At 57.2% G+C, this 15688-nt stretch carries 16 protein-coding genes; 8 read left to right on the top strand and 8 right to left on the bottom strand.

Features of this window, described 5'->3' with window-relative positions:
• Positions 1-49 precede the first annotated feature (49 nt).
• On the top strand, positions 50-637 hold the full coding sequence (locus Q0778_RS11905; RefSeq protein ID WP_298336319.1) for a GNAT family N-acetyltransferase: 588 nt from the start codon (positions 50-52) through the stop codon (positions 635-637).
• Here the strand turns inward: Q0778_RS11905 and Q0778_RS11900 are convergent.
• Positions 634-1491: a LytTR family DNA-binding domain-containing protein gene (locus Q0778_RS11900; RefSeq protein WP_298336317.1), complete on the bottom strand. Its 858-nt coding sequence runs from the start codon at positions 1489-1491 to the stop codon at positions 634-636. The genes Q0778_RS11905 and Q0778_RS11900 overlap by 4 nt on opposite strands.
• 173 nt (positions 1492-1664) lie before the next feature.
• On the opposite strand from Q0778_RS11900, the gene Q0778_RS11895 reads away from it, so the two are divergent.
• Positions 1665-2216 carry a hypothetical protein gene (locus tag Q0778_RS11895; protein WP_298336315.1) on the top strand — a complete coding sequence of 184 codons (552 nt, stop codon included), beginning with the start codon at positions 1665-1667 and terminating at the stop codon, positions 2214-2216.
• Between the two features lie 21 nt (positions 2217-2237).
• On the opposite strand, the gene Q0778_RS11890 is transcribed toward Q0778_RS11895, so the two are convergent.
• From Q0778_RS11890 to Q0778_RS11880, 3 genes are read right to left on the bottom strand one after another with little or no spacing between them, the layout of a single operon-like run.
• A complete protein-coding gene (locus tag Q0778_RS11890) occupies positions 2238-2831 on the bottom strand; it encodes a Smr/MutS family protein (protein ID WP_298300884.1) in 594 nt (197 codons plus the stop codon).
• The gene (locus tag Q0778_RS11885; protein WP_298300882.1) at positions 2828-4117 is read right to left on the bottom strand and encodes an MltA domain-containing protein; all 1290 of its coding nucleotides are present in this window, start codon (positions 4115-4117) and stop codon (positions 2828-2830) included. Before Q0778_RS11885 ends, Q0778_RS11890 begins: the two co-directional genes overlap by 4 nt.
• 20 nt (positions 4118-4137) lie before the next feature.
• Complete coding sequence (locus tag Q0778_RS11880; RefSeq protein ID WP_298300880.1) at positions 4138-4809, bottom strand: Tim44/TimA family putative adaptor protein; 672 nt, start codon at positions 4807-4809, stop codon at positions 4138-4140.
• 435 nt (positions 4810-5244) lie between these two features.
• On the opposite strand from Q0778_RS11880, the gene secB reads away from it, so the two are divergent.
• The 5 genes from secB (at position 5245) to Q0778_RS11855 (ending at position 10641) form a co-directional block, all read left to right on the top strand.
• On the top strand, positions 5245-5775 hold the full coding sequence (gene secB, locus Q0778_RS11875; protein WP_298300878.1) for a protein-export chaperone SecB: 531 nt from the start codon (positions 5245-5247) through the stop codon (positions 5773-5775).
• A gap of 69 nt (positions 5776-5844) precedes the next feature.
• Complete coding sequence (murJ, locus tag Q0778_RS11870; protein WP_298336313.1) at positions 5845-7422, top strand: murein biosynthesis integral membrane protein MurJ; 1578 nt, start codon at positions 5845-5847, stop codon at positions 7420-7422.
• 177 nt (positions 7423-7599) lie between these two features.
• Complete coding sequence (trpS, locus tag Q0778_RS11865; protein WP_298300871.1) at positions 7600-8619, top strand: tryptophan--tRNA ligase; 1020 nt, start codon at positions 7600-7602, stop codon at positions 8617-8619.
• Between the two features lie 241 nt (positions 8620-8860).
• Entirely contained in the window at positions 8861-9550 is a 690-nt protein-coding gene (locus Q0778_RS11860) for a DUF4136 domain-containing protein (RefSeq protein WP_298336311.1), read from the top strand.
• Positions 9551-9672: 122 nt separating this feature from the next.
• Positions 9673-10641, top strand: a complete 969-nt coding sequence (locus Q0778_RS11855) for a TonB family protein (RefSeq protein ID WP_298336309.1) — start codon at positions 9673-9675, stop codon at positions 10639-10641.
• Between the two features lie 3 nt (positions 10642-10644).
• On the opposite strand, the gene dut is transcribed toward Q0778_RS11855, so the two are convergent.
• Both dut and Q0778_RS11845 read right to left on the bottom strand, forming a co-directional pair.
• A complete protein-coding gene (gene dut / locus Q0778_RS11850) occupies positions 10645-11103 on the bottom strand; it encodes a dUTP diphosphatase (RefSeq protein ID WP_298300864.1) in 459 nt (152 codons plus the stop codon).
• A complete protein-coding gene (locus Q0778_RS11845; RefSeq protein WP_298336307.1) occupies positions 11100-12821 on the bottom strand; it encodes a bifunctional phosphopantothenoylcysteine decarboxylase/phosphopantothenate synthase in 1722 nt (573 codons plus the stop codon). The genes dut and Q0778_RS11845 overlap by 4 nt, the downstream gene beginning before the upstream one ends.
• Before the next feature lie 149 nt (positions 12822-12970).
• On the opposite strand from Q0778_RS11845, the gene Q0778_RS11840 reads away from it, so the two are divergent.
• Positions 12971-13360 carry a hypothetical protein gene (locus Q0778_RS11840; RefSeq protein WP_298336305.1) on the top strand — a complete coding sequence of 130 codons (390 nt, stop codon included), beginning with the start codon at positions 12971-12973 and terminating at the stop codon, positions 13358-13360.
• On the opposite strand, the gene ubiB is transcribed toward Q0778_RS11840, so the two are convergent.
• Both ubiB and Q0778_RS11830 read right to left on the bottom strand, forming a co-directional pair.
• A complete protein-coding gene (ubiB, locus tag Q0778_RS11835; RefSeq protein WP_298336303.1) occupies positions 13357-14928 on the bottom strand; it encodes a 2-polyprenylphenol 6-hydroxylase in 1572 nt (523 codons plus the stop codon). The two genes, Q0778_RS11840 and ubiB, sit on opposite strands and share 4 nt — an antisense overlap.
• Positions 14929-14932: 4 nt before the next feature.
• Positions 14933-15688: a class I SAM-dependent methyltransferase gene (locus Q0778_RS11830; protein WP_298300856.1), complete on the bottom strand. Its 756-nt coding sequence runs from the start codon at positions 15686-15688 to the stop codon at positions 14933-14935.

Here is a 15688-nt window from a genome sequence, read left to right as displayed (position 1 = left end):
CTCAATCGCCTATCCTGCTTTCCGGTTTCCATAATATAGGAGAAGCTTGGTGGTGCCTCCGCAAATCAAGGCTGCTGACAAAGCTCGACGCTCATCCGTCATTGCGACAATTACTCTTGGCTTTGCCTCGGACCCAGTTGCGAGATGGGTTTGGCCTGATCCAGCAGTGTATTTTGACGTGCAGCCCAAATTCGTCGATGCCTTTGGCGGCAACGGCTTTGAGCACGGATCAGTGTTCGAAACATCATGCGGACGAGCCGCTGCATTGTGGCTTCCCCCAAATGTCGAACCAGACTCAGAACGCATTGGCGCTCTTGCTGCAGAGACAGTTGCACCAGAACGCATGGAGGAAATCGGCATGTTCTTCGCTCAGATGGATGGCTACCACCCAGAAGAGCCGTGCTGGTATCTCCCAATGATTGCCGTTGATCCCTTTGCCACGGGCCAAGGCATGGGCGCTGCCCTTATGAAACACGCTTTGAACAAAATCGATGAGGCGAGGATGCCTGCCTATCTGGAATCGTCAAATCCGCGAAACATTTCGCTTTATGAGCGCCACGGCTTTAGCATGATGGGCGAGATAACCACTCCATCTTCCCCGATAATGACCCCAATGTTCCGAGAAGCTCGAGGCTAAATCCAACCCGCGTCCTTTAGCTCGGACACCTGCGCGCGCGAGACTGGTGCCTCCAAACCGCCGGGTAGTACCAGCCGTACATTGCGCCCTTCGCGGCGCACATCCTCAACGGCCAAACGGGCCACCCACCAGCTGCGGTGGACCTGACGCCCCTCAATGTCAGAAACATGCACGATCGCGTCGCGCAGCCGCATCAACACCATTTCCGAGCCAAGCGCGGTGTGGACGCGGACGTAGTGGTCTTCCATCTGCAGAGCGATCACGTCGCTGCCGAGCACTGGCGAAAGAGCATCGAGTAGCGGGCTTGATTGGACCTGTTGCGATGAGGCTGTCGGTTCTTGCGGTGGAGGATTGGTCGCTGCTTCAGCCGAGGCCTCGCTATGGACTGGCCCATTCGCTTCACCGCTACCACGTAGACCCAGAATGTTGAACAGCAGTGTCACCGCCCCGCCGACCATAAAGACGTAGAAATAGCTAGTGAGCGCGATATCCAGACCCGGCCAGTGGAAAGGGTTGCGAAGGTTTCCTATGCCCAAAACCAAGAAGGTCATGGGCACAGACGAAATCGCAGCAGCAGCAATCCAAAGACCAATGCTCGGCAAGTGCAGTGCGCGTTCCGCCCATTCCACCAGAGGAGCCATGGGGCGATAACAAGCATAGCCAATATAGGCGAAGACCAGCCAACTTAAGAGCCGCACCGTGAAGGGCAGGTCGCTTGTCCCAAACGGACCAAGCACTCCTAGAAACAAGCCGATCGCGGTCATTATTGCAAGATCGCTCAGCATTCCGCGCAGGAAAGCGGCTCGGTTTCCCAATTGTGGCGCATTCGCCAATTCGCCTGAAGGACCGTTCATAGGCCTTCAAAATGCCTGCCCATTCGCGCTTCGTAAAGTGGCAAAGCCTACAAAATCGGGGGCTTTTGAGCCATTTCACGAAGGGAAGAGCCGAAACGCGCAAGGAGCATTGCTGGCGAATGGGCACTGGTCAGATTGAGTTTCAACGACGCAACGAACTCGAAAGGCCCGCCATGACGACCGCAACACTTTCAAACCCGCTGGATACCTTCAAACGCCTCAACCAGCCCAAGGGCGTGATGAAATTGGGCTTATTCACCAGGGCGCTGGTCCTGTTTGCCGGCACCACGATGACCGTTGTTTGCGTTGCTGCCATTGCCCGTGCGTTTCTGGGATTTGCCCCCGACCTCCCCCACCTCGGCAATGCAGCCGTCATGTTTCATGTGACGACAGTGGTCCCTTGCGTGCCTCTGGGGCTCTATCTGCTGATCGCTCCAAAGGGCACCGCGACGCATAAAGCGCTGGGCAAGCTCTGGGTTGCTTTGATGGTGGTGACTGCAACCTCCACCCTCTTCATTCATGAAGGCATGGCGCTGTCATGGATCCACGTCTTCGTGCCGATCACCTACCGCGCTTCGTGGATCATCGTGAGCAGCGCTCGCAAGGGTGATATCAAGCGCCACAAGGCCGAAATCGTGAGCCTGTTCCTTGGCGCACTTATGATCCCCGGCATCTTCGCGATCATCCTACCAGGTCGTTTGATGAATGTGATGCTCTTTGGGTGAGTGGTTCACACCCTTTAAGCTCTAATCCGGCCTTTTGAGTACCAAGTAAAGCGCGCCTTCTCCGCCATGCCGGATGTGGGCGCGCCGCACTGCTGCGATTGCTTCGGCATGACGACTGACCGCTAGCCAATCGAGCAACTTTGCCCGTATCGCGCCGCGCTTTGATGCACGGTCAGCCGGATCCACAGGACGCTCTCTTCCCGCAACCACTAAGACAACGCGAGCCCCCATCATACGCGCTTGATCCAGACCACTCATGATCCGGTCATAGGCACGGTCTAGATTATGGCCGTGGAGGTCGAGCGTGTAATCGGGTGCAATCTGGCCGGATTTGAGTTTGCGGTTCCAACTGCCATCCAACTGGCTGGAAGCCATGCGTCTCTTTGCAGAAGTTGGACTGTTAGCGCGCATCAATGGGCGCCTCGCAGCTGAGGCTGAAGGCGATTGAGCTGAAGGCTTAGGCTTTGCTTTTACTGGCTTTGCCTTGGGTGCCGCTTTCCTTTCAACCGGCCCTGCCAGCTGGGGTGCCTTCTTACCAGCAAGGGGTGTCACACTCGATGCAAGATGGGCCCAAGCGCGCTGCTCGGGTTCACTGAGGCCGCGCGGATAACTCATCTTTCAGAGTTGAGCCGAGCAACAGTGCCCTTGGGCAAGAACAACAAGGCAGAACCGCGCCCACTCATTCCGCCGGCGATCCGGCGCGCATCATCGCCTGCTCCCCAGAATGTGTCGAACCGATTGGCCCCCTTAATTGCGCCGCCAGTGTCCTGTGCAATCCAAAGCCCGTCAGCCTCATTGCGATCCAGATCGAGCCAAACCGGAGCTCCCAGCGGGACAAAGGATGGATCAGCTGCAACAGATGCGCCACGACGAACTGGCACACCAAGCGCGCCCAAGGGCCCGTCACCGTTCAATTCGCGGAAGAATATCCAGCTCTTGTTCATGCGCATAAGCTCGCGGCCTTCACGCGGATTATCGCGGATGTACGACATGATCCCTTGCATTGAGCCAGAGTACTGACCCGGACCATTGCCTAAGAGACCTCGCTCACGCATCACCCCGCCAATGCCCGTGTATCCGCGCCCGTTTTGACCGGCATAGCCAATGCGAATGATGTCACCTTCCGGTGTGCGCAAACGGCCCGAACCTTGGATTTGCAGGAAGAAGAATTCGACAGGATCAGCGGCATAAGCGATTACCGGAACGCGGCCTTCTAACGCTCCGTCTTCGATAGCCGCACGGTCGTGATAACGTTCAAAAGTGCCTTTGGCGTTGTAGCGCCCAAGCGGCGCACGGCCCGTACGCTCGGATTGAGGAACGTCAGCGGGCCAACCGCGCACCAGATCATCGGGTTTGACATACACTGGAACTTCGAAACCGGGACGGCGAGTGCGCGAGCCGGCTATTTCCGGCTCGAAATATCCGGTAGCGAAGGCACGTCCATCACCAATGCGCGCTGTTTCAAAATGGGTTTGGAAGAAACGGGGCGCATCGCGCATCGACCATCCGACAGCAGCCTCACATGCAGGGCGCCAATCAGCATTGTAGGAAAGCCCACTCTTGTCCTCGCGGCGAAGAAGCTGGGGGCAGCTTTCGATAAATGCGGCAAGCGCCGTTCCAGCATCACCTTGACCGATTCCAAGAGCCCCAACGCTGGGACCACGCTGCACGCCCGCAAAAGCCGCACTGCTTGCAGCCGGTATAGGCGGAGGCGTCGCCAGATCGGGACGTGGAGGCGTTGCATCGGGTACCAGGCGCAGACAGCCTGAAAGAAGGACCAGCGATGCGAGAGCGCTGATGCCAGCGCCAATCGAACGCGGAGCGTGCTGACGCGTTTCAGGCCCTTCGAGCCAAATCGTTTCGGTACGCTTGGCCGCTGTTGTTCTGCGCAGCCCAAACATGCGTCCGTCCCAGCCCCAACTCAGCCCTGATCGGTTTCATCAAGGATCCAGTTCGGATCGCGCGATGAGACATCGCGGCTGAAGGTCCAGATGTCGCGGCTTTCGACCGCATCGTCGAGGCTGCCTGCTACAACATTGCCTTCATTATCGCGCGTTACCGCCGCAATATCGGCAACGAACAGCACGGAAATGCGCGCCATCTTGCTAAACTTTGCGGTGTCAAGAGTTGCCGCATGAACACGGGTTTCTTCAATGCGGATCAACTTGTTCTGCAGAGTATGTCCATCTGCCTCGCGTGCATCAATCGCACCTTCGAACCCAGCATAGACGTCTTCATCACACAGCTCACGCAATGTGTCTTTGTCGCCCGACCAAAACGCTTCAAGCACCATTTCATAAGCGCCCTTTGCGCCTTCCATGAACGAGGTAAACTCGAAATTACGGTCGGCGCTGGCAATCTCGCGAATGCCGCGTTCGACCGCTGGCATAACACCTTCAAGCTCTGCGGGGCGCGGTTGCGCAGCTTGCGGACTTTGTGCGGCTGCCGGTGTTTGTGCAGGTGCATTCTCGCCAGCATCGAAACGCTGAGGAATTGATTCCTCCTCATGCTCTGCCCGGCGACCGAGCACCGCGTATAGGCGCAGGCCCAAAAAGGCTGCGATCATTGCGAGGATGACGATTTCTAGAATCACATTACTTCCTTGGTTTGGCCACTGTTGTGCCTGCGTTCACTTCCCATCCATAGCCACAATGACTGAATTCAAAGTGTATGCCAACACGAGATACGGCCCGGATTGGCGCAAGATGCGTCAACGCCACGTTTCTCACTCCCATAAATAGGCACAAAATTCAATTCGCCAACGCCCTAATCCCGCCAGAACCGGGCTTTATTTGAGATAAGGGGCGACTTTCGGCGCTCGATCAGCACGAACCGGGTCCAAACGCAGATATTGTTGGCTTGCCGATTGCAAGGCCAACAGGAAGGCCAATAGGAAGGATTGCCTGACTGCGCGCCCCCTGCTAGGCGCGCTCACCGGATCAAAAGTCCTTGGTAGAAGAGGCAGGATTGGACGCTCACCTGCATTGCGCCAAAGACGCTCAAGTATTCAAGCGAAAGACACAAGATTATGGCCGACGAAGGCGACGTTCTCACCAATCTCGACAACCAGAACGCCGGCGCAAATGGCGTGGACAACCAGCCTGCCGCCGCGATCGTGACGCAATATGTGAAAGACCTCTCAGTTGAGAATCCCAATGCACCAGAAGTGTATCAATGGGCCGACCAACCCAAGGTGGACGTGCAATTCAACATCGGCGCTGAACCGAAGGGCGAGGAGATCAGCGAGATCGAGCTGAAGATCAATATTTCGGCAAATGCCGAGAAAGGTCCAGCCTATATCATAGAATTGTCCTATTGCGCGCTGGTTGGCATTCGCAACATCCCTGAAGATCAGGCGCATGCTTTCCTTTATGCAGAAGCACCGCGGATTATCTTCCCATTTGCACGCCGCGTGATCGCTGACGCCGTGCGCGATGCTGGCTTCCCGCCCCTGATGATTGAGCCGATTGATTTCAACGGCCTCTATATCCAGCAACTGCAAGCACGCCGTGCGCAAGAAGGCGGTGTGACCACACCCACACCGACGAGTGACGCCTAGACATTTCATCGGGCATGCCCGGTCTGGCCACCTTGCCATGAGATGAGGCGGATCGCATAAGCTTGACGTATGAGCCTGTTGCGCAACGTGGGGACCATTGGTTCCCTCACTCTTGTCAGCCGTATCGCTGGGATGGCGCGCGAGATGATCTTCGCGCGCGTCCTTGGGGCGAATGGCGTGACCGACGCGTGGTTTCAGGCCTTCATAATTCCCAATGTCTTTCGCCGGTTGTTCGCGGAAGGGGCATTTTCAGCGGCGTTTGTGCCGATGTTTTCGAAGCGCTTGCATGGGAATGACGACCCCGAAGCCGGACTTGAGGAGGCCAAGAGCTTCAGCGCCGATGTGCTGAGTGTATTCTTGCCTATTCTGATCGCGCTGGTGGCGGTGTTCGAAATCGTCATGCCTGGGGTGATCTGGCTGCTTTCTAAGAAGCCGATTGACGGCAAGACCTTTCCGCTTGCTGTCGATTTTGCGCGGATCATGTTCCCTTACATAATCCTGGTGAGCCTGGTGACGCTGTTCACTGGGATGCTCAATTCAGTCTCGCGCTTTGCCCCAGGTGCATCTTTTCCGATCATCTTGAATCTTGTCCTCATCGCAGCCTTGTTGACGGGCGAATGGTATGCACAAACCACCGACGCTAGCGTCACTGACGTCGCTTATGGGATCGCGTGGGCGGTGACGGGCGCGGGGGTAATGCAGCTTGCCTGGCTCTATTATTGGGTACGGGTTGAGGGTTTTCGACCCAAGCTACTGTGGCCGCGTATCACGCCGGAGGTGAAGCGACTTTCGATCATCGCACTGCCCGCCGCGATTGGTGGCGGTGCCTATCAGATCAACACTCTGGTGCAGCTCTATTTCCTCAACCAGCTCGAAGATGGGTCGGTCAGCTACATGAACTATGCCGACCGGCTGAATCAGCTGCCACTCGGGATCATCGGGATTGCGCTCTCGACTGCGATCCTGCCTTCGCTGAGCAAGTTTGTGGGCGGCGATGACAAGGAAAGTGCTGACCGTTTGCAATCGGATGCAATTGAGTTGGCGATGCTGCTGACCATTCCGGCCGCCGTTGCTTTGGCGATCTGTGCAGAGGCGTTCGTTACGATGATCTTTCAAGGCGGTCGTTTTGACCTTGCCGATGCGGCTGTGACCGGAGAGGTCCTCGCAACCCTGGTGCTGGGCCTGCCAGCCTATGTGCTGGTGAAGGTGCTGGTGCCCAATTTCTATGCCCGCGCTGATACGCGCACCCCGGTGGTGGCCGCGTTCATCGCTCTTGGCGTGTTCATCGTCTCGGCCATCTTCTTCCTTGACACCTATGGCGTGGTCGGCGTTGCTTTCGCCAGTGTTGTAGGCGCGTGGATCAATGTCACCTTTCTGCTGATTGTATTGGCGTTGCGCGACCATTATCGCATGCCAGCTTTGCTGCTCTTCCGTATCGCCAAGCAAGCGCTTGCCGCCGCCGGGATGGGAGCGTCATTGTACTACGCGAATGCCTACCTCGCCGATTGGTACGCTGCTGGAGTGCTGGCACGTCTCGGAGCACTAGGTGTCCTCGTCGGAGCGGCCGGCGCGGTCTATTTCGGACTGGCCTTCACTCTTGGTGCGGTCGACAAGCAGCGCATTGTTCAACTCACTCGTAAGCAGTGAGCCAGCCTTGCACCTCTACCCTCATCTGCTATGCGCCGATTGCATGAATGATCCATTCTTCTTTCACCGTTCAGCCCCGCTGCGTTACGCAGTGCGCGGGCGGGCGGCCTGGCGATGGCTCTGACGCTTTAGAAAGCGCAGCCACAGCCACACCCTATCAGAAGAAAGACTAAACTAATGAGAGTTGTTTCGGGCATCCAGCCCACCGGAAAGCCGCATCTTGGCAATTACCTTGGCGCGATCGTCAACTATGTGAAGCTACAGGACGAGGCACAGGCTGCTGGCGGTGAGTGCTTTATCTTCCTTGCTGACCTTCACGCGCTGTCCCAGCCGCATAACCCGAATGAACTATCCCAGAACACGCGAGAAATGGTCGCAACTCTGGTTGCTTGCGGGGTGAACCCGTCAAAAACTGTCCTCTTCAACCAAGCCCAGGTGCCTGCCCATGCTGAGCTCCAATGGCTCCTCAATGGCACGGCGCGCATGGGGTGGCTCAACCGCATGACGCAATGGAAGGACAAGGCAGGCAAGAACCGCGAAGGGCAGAGCGTTGCGCTTTTTACCTATCCTGTGCTGCAAGCGGCAGATGTACTGCTGTATCAAGCAACCCATGTGCCGGTAGGCGAAGACCAGAAGCAGCACTTGGAACTGGCACGGGACATCGCGCAGAAGTTCAACAATGACTTTTGCCCTGAGGACGCGCCGCTCTTCACCTTGCCAGAGCCCTACATTCCTCCTGCAGCAGCCCGGATTATGAGTCTTCGCGATGGCACGGCGAAGATGAGCAAGTCGGACCCATCCGAGATGAGCCGCATCAGCCTCACCGATGACGCCGATACGGTCATGAAGAAAGTCAAAAAGGCCAAGACCGATCCAGAACCGCTACCAAGCGAAGAGGCGGGCCTGGATAACCGCGCGGAAGCTAAGAACCTTGTCGGGATCTACGGTGCCCTGACCGGCACAAATACTAGCGACATCCTTGCGGAGTTTGGTGGGCAAGGCTTTGGCGCGTTCAAGCCAGCCTTGGGGGAGCTGCTGGTGGAAACGCTGCGACCTATCAACGCACGTTTTATGGAATTGAAAGATGACCAGGAGGCGCTTGATGCAATCCTTGCACGCGGGGCAGCTCAGGCTCGCGAGCACGGGATCCCCACGCTGAATGCTACCTACACGGCGCTTGGCCTCGTGCGCGGGTAGCTTGAACCCTCGCCTTGTGTTCAAACTTGGTTCAGACCCTAAGGGTAATGTCGACTACGCGAGTGGCTGACCGCACATAGGTGTCTTCGTCCAAGTATATAGCCCAATGACTTCTCTTGAGAAGCCGGCGCTTTGAGATTGGACGATAAGCGAGGGCGATACGCGCCAGCTCCTTGCGACGACCTTCAGCGTGGACCCTTTTTGCAAGGCTGCACACTGGCGATTTTGTGAAGGATATGCCATGAACCTCTCTAATATGACCTCGCGTTCACCTCTCGTGAGTCGCTTTTTGCGTCTCGGTCTTGTAGCGGGCCTCGCGCTCGGCCTTGCTGCCTGTGCGTCCTCTTTCAAAGCCGATGTCTCGCGCTTCCAGGCACAACTGCCTGCTCCGGAAGGACAAACCTTTGCAGTTGTAGCGGATGATCCGGCATTGGCCGGTGGGCTAGAGTTTGCACTTTACGCCGATTTGGTCGCCGCCGAAATGGCAAAGCTTGGCTATGTAGAAGCCGCCACGCCAGAAATAGCCAACCTGCTTGTGCGGTTTGACTATGGTGTCGACAACGGACGCGAACGCGTACGCACCACCAATGCAGGTTTCTCACACTTTGGTCCTTACGGCCGATTTGGAAGGTTTGGCGGATTTGGTCTGCGACGCGGCTTTGCTTTCGGCTTTTACGATCCGTTCCTCGCGGGCCCTGAAGTCCGCAGCTTTACCGTTTATACAAGCGATATCGAATTGAAGATCGACAATGCCGCAACCGGAGAGCGACTGTTCGAAGGTCAGGCTCAAGCCGCCTCGCGCTCTAATCGCTTACAATCGCTTGTGCCCAATCTGGTTGATGCCATTTTCACCGATTTCCCAGGGAACTCGGGCGAGACCTTGAGCATTACCATTCGTGAAGATGGAAAGAGCGTAAAGCCGGTCAACTGATAGATGCGGATCATACCCTTGGACGGGACGGAAAGGCGGCGGAAGGGATCAGCGCCGCCTTTTTGTATTGTGGAAAGCTTTCGCGTGGGGTCCATTATGATTCTTGTTAGGCATAAGGGCGTATGAAAACTCTCTCCCTTCTTTGCACTCTCGGCGCAGCTGTATGCGGCTTGTCCGCCACCCCAGTCAGCGCCATGCAACAAGGCCGCGAGCAAAGCCGGGAAGAGGTCTTCGTCAATCTAGGACGCTGGATCATTGTGCAGGATGAAGGCGCGCGCGCGTGCGAGTTGCGGCTTTCAGGTGACCCCCGGTTCGTGCTGCGGTACCGTATGGAAGATGGCCGAGCTGGCCTTTTGGCAATCGAGCGCCGCTCTGGCCGGTTTTTCACCGGCATGGTTGGCGATGTGGAATGGGCGTTCGATGACACGCGCTTTGCCGGTTATCTCTCTGGAGATCGCTACGCCTTGTCGGCGGGCTCGAGAGATGTAGAAGCGGTGTTCCGTTCTGCCAAATTCTTGAGTGTCCTGCACGGTGGGAGCCAAGTCGCGCGCATTGACTTGAAGACCAGCTCCGCAGGCTTTCGCCTTCTCAAGCAGTGCGCCGAGCAATGGCGTTATATCCCCTGGTATCGTCGACTAGCCAGCACAAATACTCGCGAGCTGGAAAGGCCTCGGACGCGACCCGTGGCCGATGCGTCTTCCACTGCCTCTTCCCCTTCCACGCCCTCGCCCCGCACCCGTCCAGGGATAAGAGAGAATAGCGTTGCGCCACCTGTCGAAGCACCCTCTCTTACAACGCCTTTGGCCGCCCGTCCGATCAATCCGGGCCAATGGATAAGCAGTAGCGACTCGCTCCCTTGGCCCTCGCGTGGATTCCGCTCCGGGCAAGGCCTATTGCGCTTCACTCTACTGGTCGATGAAGAAGGTCGAGCTGAGAGTTGCGAAGTCGACGGAAGCACAGGCTCCCGCCGTTTCGACCGCCAGGCTTGCCGTCTGCTGATCGACCGAGCGCGGTTTGAACCCGCGCGCGGAAGCGATGGCGAAGTGGTTCAAAGCCGTTATTCGTCCACTCTGCGATTTGCTGAAGAATAGCCTTTAGAGCTTTGCGTGTCCGCCCGTTGAACCGAAACCACCTGTACCGCGCTCAGTGGCATCAAGCTCGCTCACTTCCTGCCAAATACCTTGGGTCACGGGTGAAACGACAAGTTGTGCAACGCGATCTCCCCGCGCAATCGCGAAGTCGTCCGATCCGTGGTTGATCAGCAGCACCTTGAGCTCACCGCGATAATCGCTGTCGATGGTACCCGGCGTGTTTGGAACGGTTATGCCGTACTTGAAGGCAAGGCCCGAACGCGGGCGTACCTGTATCTCATAGCCATACGGGATCGCGACAGAGAGCCCGGTCGCGACTGGATGGCGTGCTCCAGGAGCAATCGTGATATCCTCCGCCGAGACCACATCCATGCCTGCCGCGCCTGAAGTTGCGTAGGCAGGCAAGGGAAGCCCCTCACCATGAGGCAGGCGTTTCACTTCAATCTCAATTGTCTTGGTCATTCAGCCGCTTTCGCCTGGAATGTGTCGGCCACGCGCTGCATCAGCGCCATAGCCACCTCGCCCTTGGGCATTTCCTTGAGGCTCTCGACCCCATCACCGGTGATAATATGCACCGCATTGGCATCGCCGCCCATGACTTCGCCCGAAACGTCATTGGCAACAATCCAGTCTGCCGCCTTACGCTTGCGCTTCTGCTTGGCGTGATCGATCACGGCCTCGGTTTCGGCAGCAAAGCCGACAACCAGAGCAGGACGGTTCTTTCCAGCTGCCAAATTGGTGAGGATATCGGGGTTCTCAGTGAGCATAAGCGCAGGCGGCGCGGAGCCGCGCTTCTTGATCTTCTCATCCCGATACTCCTTGGGCCGCCAATCGGCGACGGCAGCCACCATGACGGCCGCATCACAAGGAAGTGCCCGCTTGACAGCACTTGCCATTTCTTCCGCGCTTTCAACGTCAACGCGCTTCACACCTGCCGGTGTCTTGAGGAAAACAGGTCCAGCAACAAGCGTCACATCAGCGCCCAAAGCGGCGGCAGCGGCGGCAATCGCAAAACCCTGCTTTCCGCTCGATCGGTTGGCAATGTACCGCACCGGATCGATCGATTCCCAGGTAGGACCAGCCGTCACAAGAACGTGGCGACCTTTGAGAGGCTGGAAGGATGCATCGGCGATGATCCCGGCAATCTCCTCTTCACCGGCCTCAATGCTCTCCACCTTGGCAGGCGCAGCTTTCTTCGCCGCAATCCTGGCTGGGGGCAGGTCGTCCACATCTTCTTCAAGATCAGACGCTTTATCAGCCAGGCCCTCTTCAGCCTCATCAGGAGCCAGTCGGCGATCATCAAACTCGTGATTGATAGCATTCTGGTCGACCGGCGGCGCTGCCTTGCCAGCACCTTTTTTCGCCAGCGGAGACCCATCTAGCTCTGGGTTGAATTCGATATTCTCTTCGGGAAGTTCTTCGAGGAACTCCTCTGGGACCTCTTCTTCGCCAAGCGCATCGAGCTCAGCTTCAATGTCTTCAGCGCTGCGTTTCTCGGTTGAGCGCGGGATAATACGTGACAGCAGCCCGCCAAGTCCGCCCATCGTGACAGCCTCAATGTCGTCCTCTGGCTCGATGGCTTCAACTTCGGCGGGTGGAAGTGTTGGAGAAACTGGCGCTTCTTCTTCGACTTCAATACCGAAGTGTTCGGCAATCGCGCGCCAGATCGCAGGAGGCTCAGGCAAGCGGCCATAACCAAACTCACCGCAAGCCATAGCGCCCTCATCCGGATGCAGGACGGTAACGCCATTCTCGCGCAGTTTCTCGACATTGCGCACAGTGGAGGCGTGCTCCCACATTTTCACATTCATGGCTGGCACCGCCATTACTTGTTTGTTGGTGGCGAGCAGCAAAGTCGTCGCCAGATCGTCCGCAACGCCGGCTGCCATCTTGGCCATCAAATCAGCCGTCGCGGGACATACAACCAAAAGATCGGCCTCGCGCGACAATTCGATATGCCCCATCTCGACTTCATTTTTGAGATCAAACAGTGACGTGTAGACTTGGTTCTCAGACAAGGCCGCGAGCGACATCGGGGTCACGAATTGCTGACCACCCTTGGTGACCACACAAGTCACATCGCCGCCCGCCTTGCGAATAAGGCGCACAAGCTCGAGCGATTTGTAAGCTGCGATACCGCCGCCCACGACCAGCAAAATCTTTGGTCCCTCACCGCTCACAGCTCTTCCAACTCCCTAACACTCCAAAGCTGGCCACACGTCTAACCGCCTTGGCCCCTTACGCCAAGCCTCCTGAAAGCCTTGCGCTTCGATGGTTAAGATTGCACTTATGTGAAGCCCTCAATGGGGTGGAAACAAGGGGATCAATTTTGGCTGTAATCTTGCGTGTGTCGCTCTTTCTGCTGGGTGTGCTTTATATCTTTGTCGGCTATTCGTTTCTGACCGATCCGGTCGCGACGGGTGCAGACTTTGGCATCGCCAAAGTTGATAGCGCCGGGGCCCAAGGGTTCTCTACAATCAGAGCCGATTTCACGTCATTCTTTTGGGTGACCGCAGGGTGCCTGATTATCGGCGTATGGAAAGCCAATGCGAGCCTGCTGAACACAGGCGCCGCGCTTATGGGCTTGGTGTTCTTGATCCGCGGCTACAGTCTATTGGTCGATGGCAACTATGAAGGCTGGATGATGCCAATGGCGGTTGAGCTGCTTACAGCTGTCTTGGCGCTCGCCGCCGCGCGGGCACTGCCAAATTCCGACTAGACTACCCCAGCAATACTCGCAGCCAAGACCGCGCCTGCGCCCACAAGCCCGGCCACAAAGTAACCAACCCAGCCACCGCCTGACTTGGGCGCGGCATCCTGACCGAAATCGGTCATAAGCTTGATTTCTGGCAAAGGCGCTTGCTCGGGTGCACCGCCTCTTGGTGGGAACCTGTCTTCAATCCGGCGGATAAGATCGGGCAAGCGCATAAATGTCTGCGCGTCTTCCTTAAGCCGCTCGGCCACCGCCGCCTCCGGGCCCAACTCATCGCGGATCCAATCACGCACATAAGGCGCGGCAGTGTCCCACATATTGAGGTCGGGATTAAGCTGCGTCGCGATCCCTTCGACCATCACCATGGTCTTTTGCAGCAGCAGTAGGTGCGGCTGAGTCTGCATGTCGAAATCGCGCGTGATGGCGAAGAGCCCGTCGAGCATTTGCCCGACGCTCAGCTCCTTCACCGGCTTGCCGCGCATCGGCTCACCGACCGCCCGCAGCGCGGTTGCAAACTCGTGGACCGAGTGATGGCTGGGCACATATTGCGCCTCAAAGTGTATCTCGGCGACACGTTTGTAATTGCCCGTCGTGAGACCGTAGAGGATTTCTGCAAGCCACTGACGCGCACGCCGGTCAATCCGCCCCATAATGCCAAAGTCGATGGCGACGATAGTGCCGTCGCTTTGCACGAATAGGTTCCCCTGGTGCATGTCGGCATGAAAGAAACCGGCGCTGATCGCCTGGGTCAGAAAGCTGATGACGAGCTTTTCGGAGAGCGCGTGAAGGTCGTGGCCAGCCGCCAACAACTCATCGCGCTTCGAAATCTTGATTCCATCGACCCATTCGATGGTCATCACCCGGCCATTGGTACGGTCCCAATCGACGGCAGGGATTTTGTAGCCGTCGACGCCCGACATATCTTCGGCAAGCTCACTCGCAGAAGCCGCCTCACGGCGCAGGTCGAGCTCTGAATTGGTCCAGCGCTTGAAATTGGCGATGGTCGCGCGCGGACGCAGGCGCTTTGCCTCCTCACCCATGACTTCAACGTGAGCAGCCGCCCATTCGTAAGTTTGAATGTCCTTGGCAAATTTTTCGCGAATGCCGGGGCGAAGCACTTTGATCGCGACATCACGTCCATCGCTCGTGATACCCTTATGCACCTGAGCGATAGATGCAGCACCGACAGGCTCGGGGGCAACTTCGGAAAACAGCGCTTCCATCGGTTGGTCAAAGCTCGACTCAATCGATTCTTTGATCAGCGCAAAATCAACCGGCGGCAGATTATCTTGAAGGCTCAGCAAATTGTGTGCGGCTTCTTCGCCCACGAGATCGGGCCTCGTGGCCAGCGACTGCCCCAGTTTGATCGCCGCAGGACCAATCGCGCGGAAAGCCCCCGCATAGTCCCGCTCACCCCTCTTACCAGTCAGTGTTGCAAGCCGGGCTAAGCGTGCCAAACGCTTTACCGGAGACGGGGCATTGGGATCTTCCTCAATCCCCAGTAGTGCGCGGCGGCGGGCAAGGGTGACACCCCATCGTGCAAGACGGAAAAGATGCGTTGCAGGAGAGGTCACCCGTTTAGATCTTCCACCCGGAATGAATAGCCACCGCGCCGCCCAGAATTATCTCGGCCTTGGTGTTCACAAAGCCGGCACCTCTGATCATCGCTTCAAATTCAGCCGCACGCGGAAACTTGCGGATCGATTCAGCGAGGTAGCGATAGCTTTCGGTGTCGCCAGCGATGACCTGGCCCATGCGCGGCATAATATGCATCGAATAGAGATCGTAAATCTCGCGAAAACCGGACCAATCGGTGACCGAAAACTCCATGCAATAGAACCGCCCGCCGGGGCGGAGGACACGCAATGCTTCTTCCAAGGCATTCTCTTTATGAGTCACATTGCGGATGCCAAAAACGATTGTGTAGGCATCGAACCTGTTGGAGGCAAAGGTCACCTCTTCAGCGTTCTGGTTGGAGAATACGAGACTGCCCGCGCCTTCCGCTTCATCACGCTCCATTGCCCGCTCTGCGCCCACGTCCAACATTTCTTGATTGATGTCGGCAACCGTTACATTCGCGCCGCGATCGGCCATGCGAAAGGCAATGTCACCGGTGCCGCCCGCCATATCGAGAATGTTCTCACCCGCCTGCGGCTTCACGCGCTTGACGAATCGGTCCTTCCATCCGCGGTGCATGCCGAAGCTCATCGCATCATTCATGATGTCGTATTTCTTGGCGACGCTGGAGAAGACCTGACCCACGCGGCGAGTCTTTTCCTCAGGGCTCACATCTTCATAGCCAAAAGAGACGGTGTCGGAAGCTTGGTCAGTCAT

This window comes from uncultured Erythrobacter sp. (assembly GCF_947502395.1).
Taxonomy (GTDB): domain Bacteria; phylum Pseudomonadota; class Alphaproteobacteria; order Sphingomonadales; family Sphingomonadaceae; genus Erythrobacter.
The sequence above is the reverse complement of the archived record's forward strand: the minus strand, read 5'-3'. Positions and strand labels throughout refer to the sequence as shown.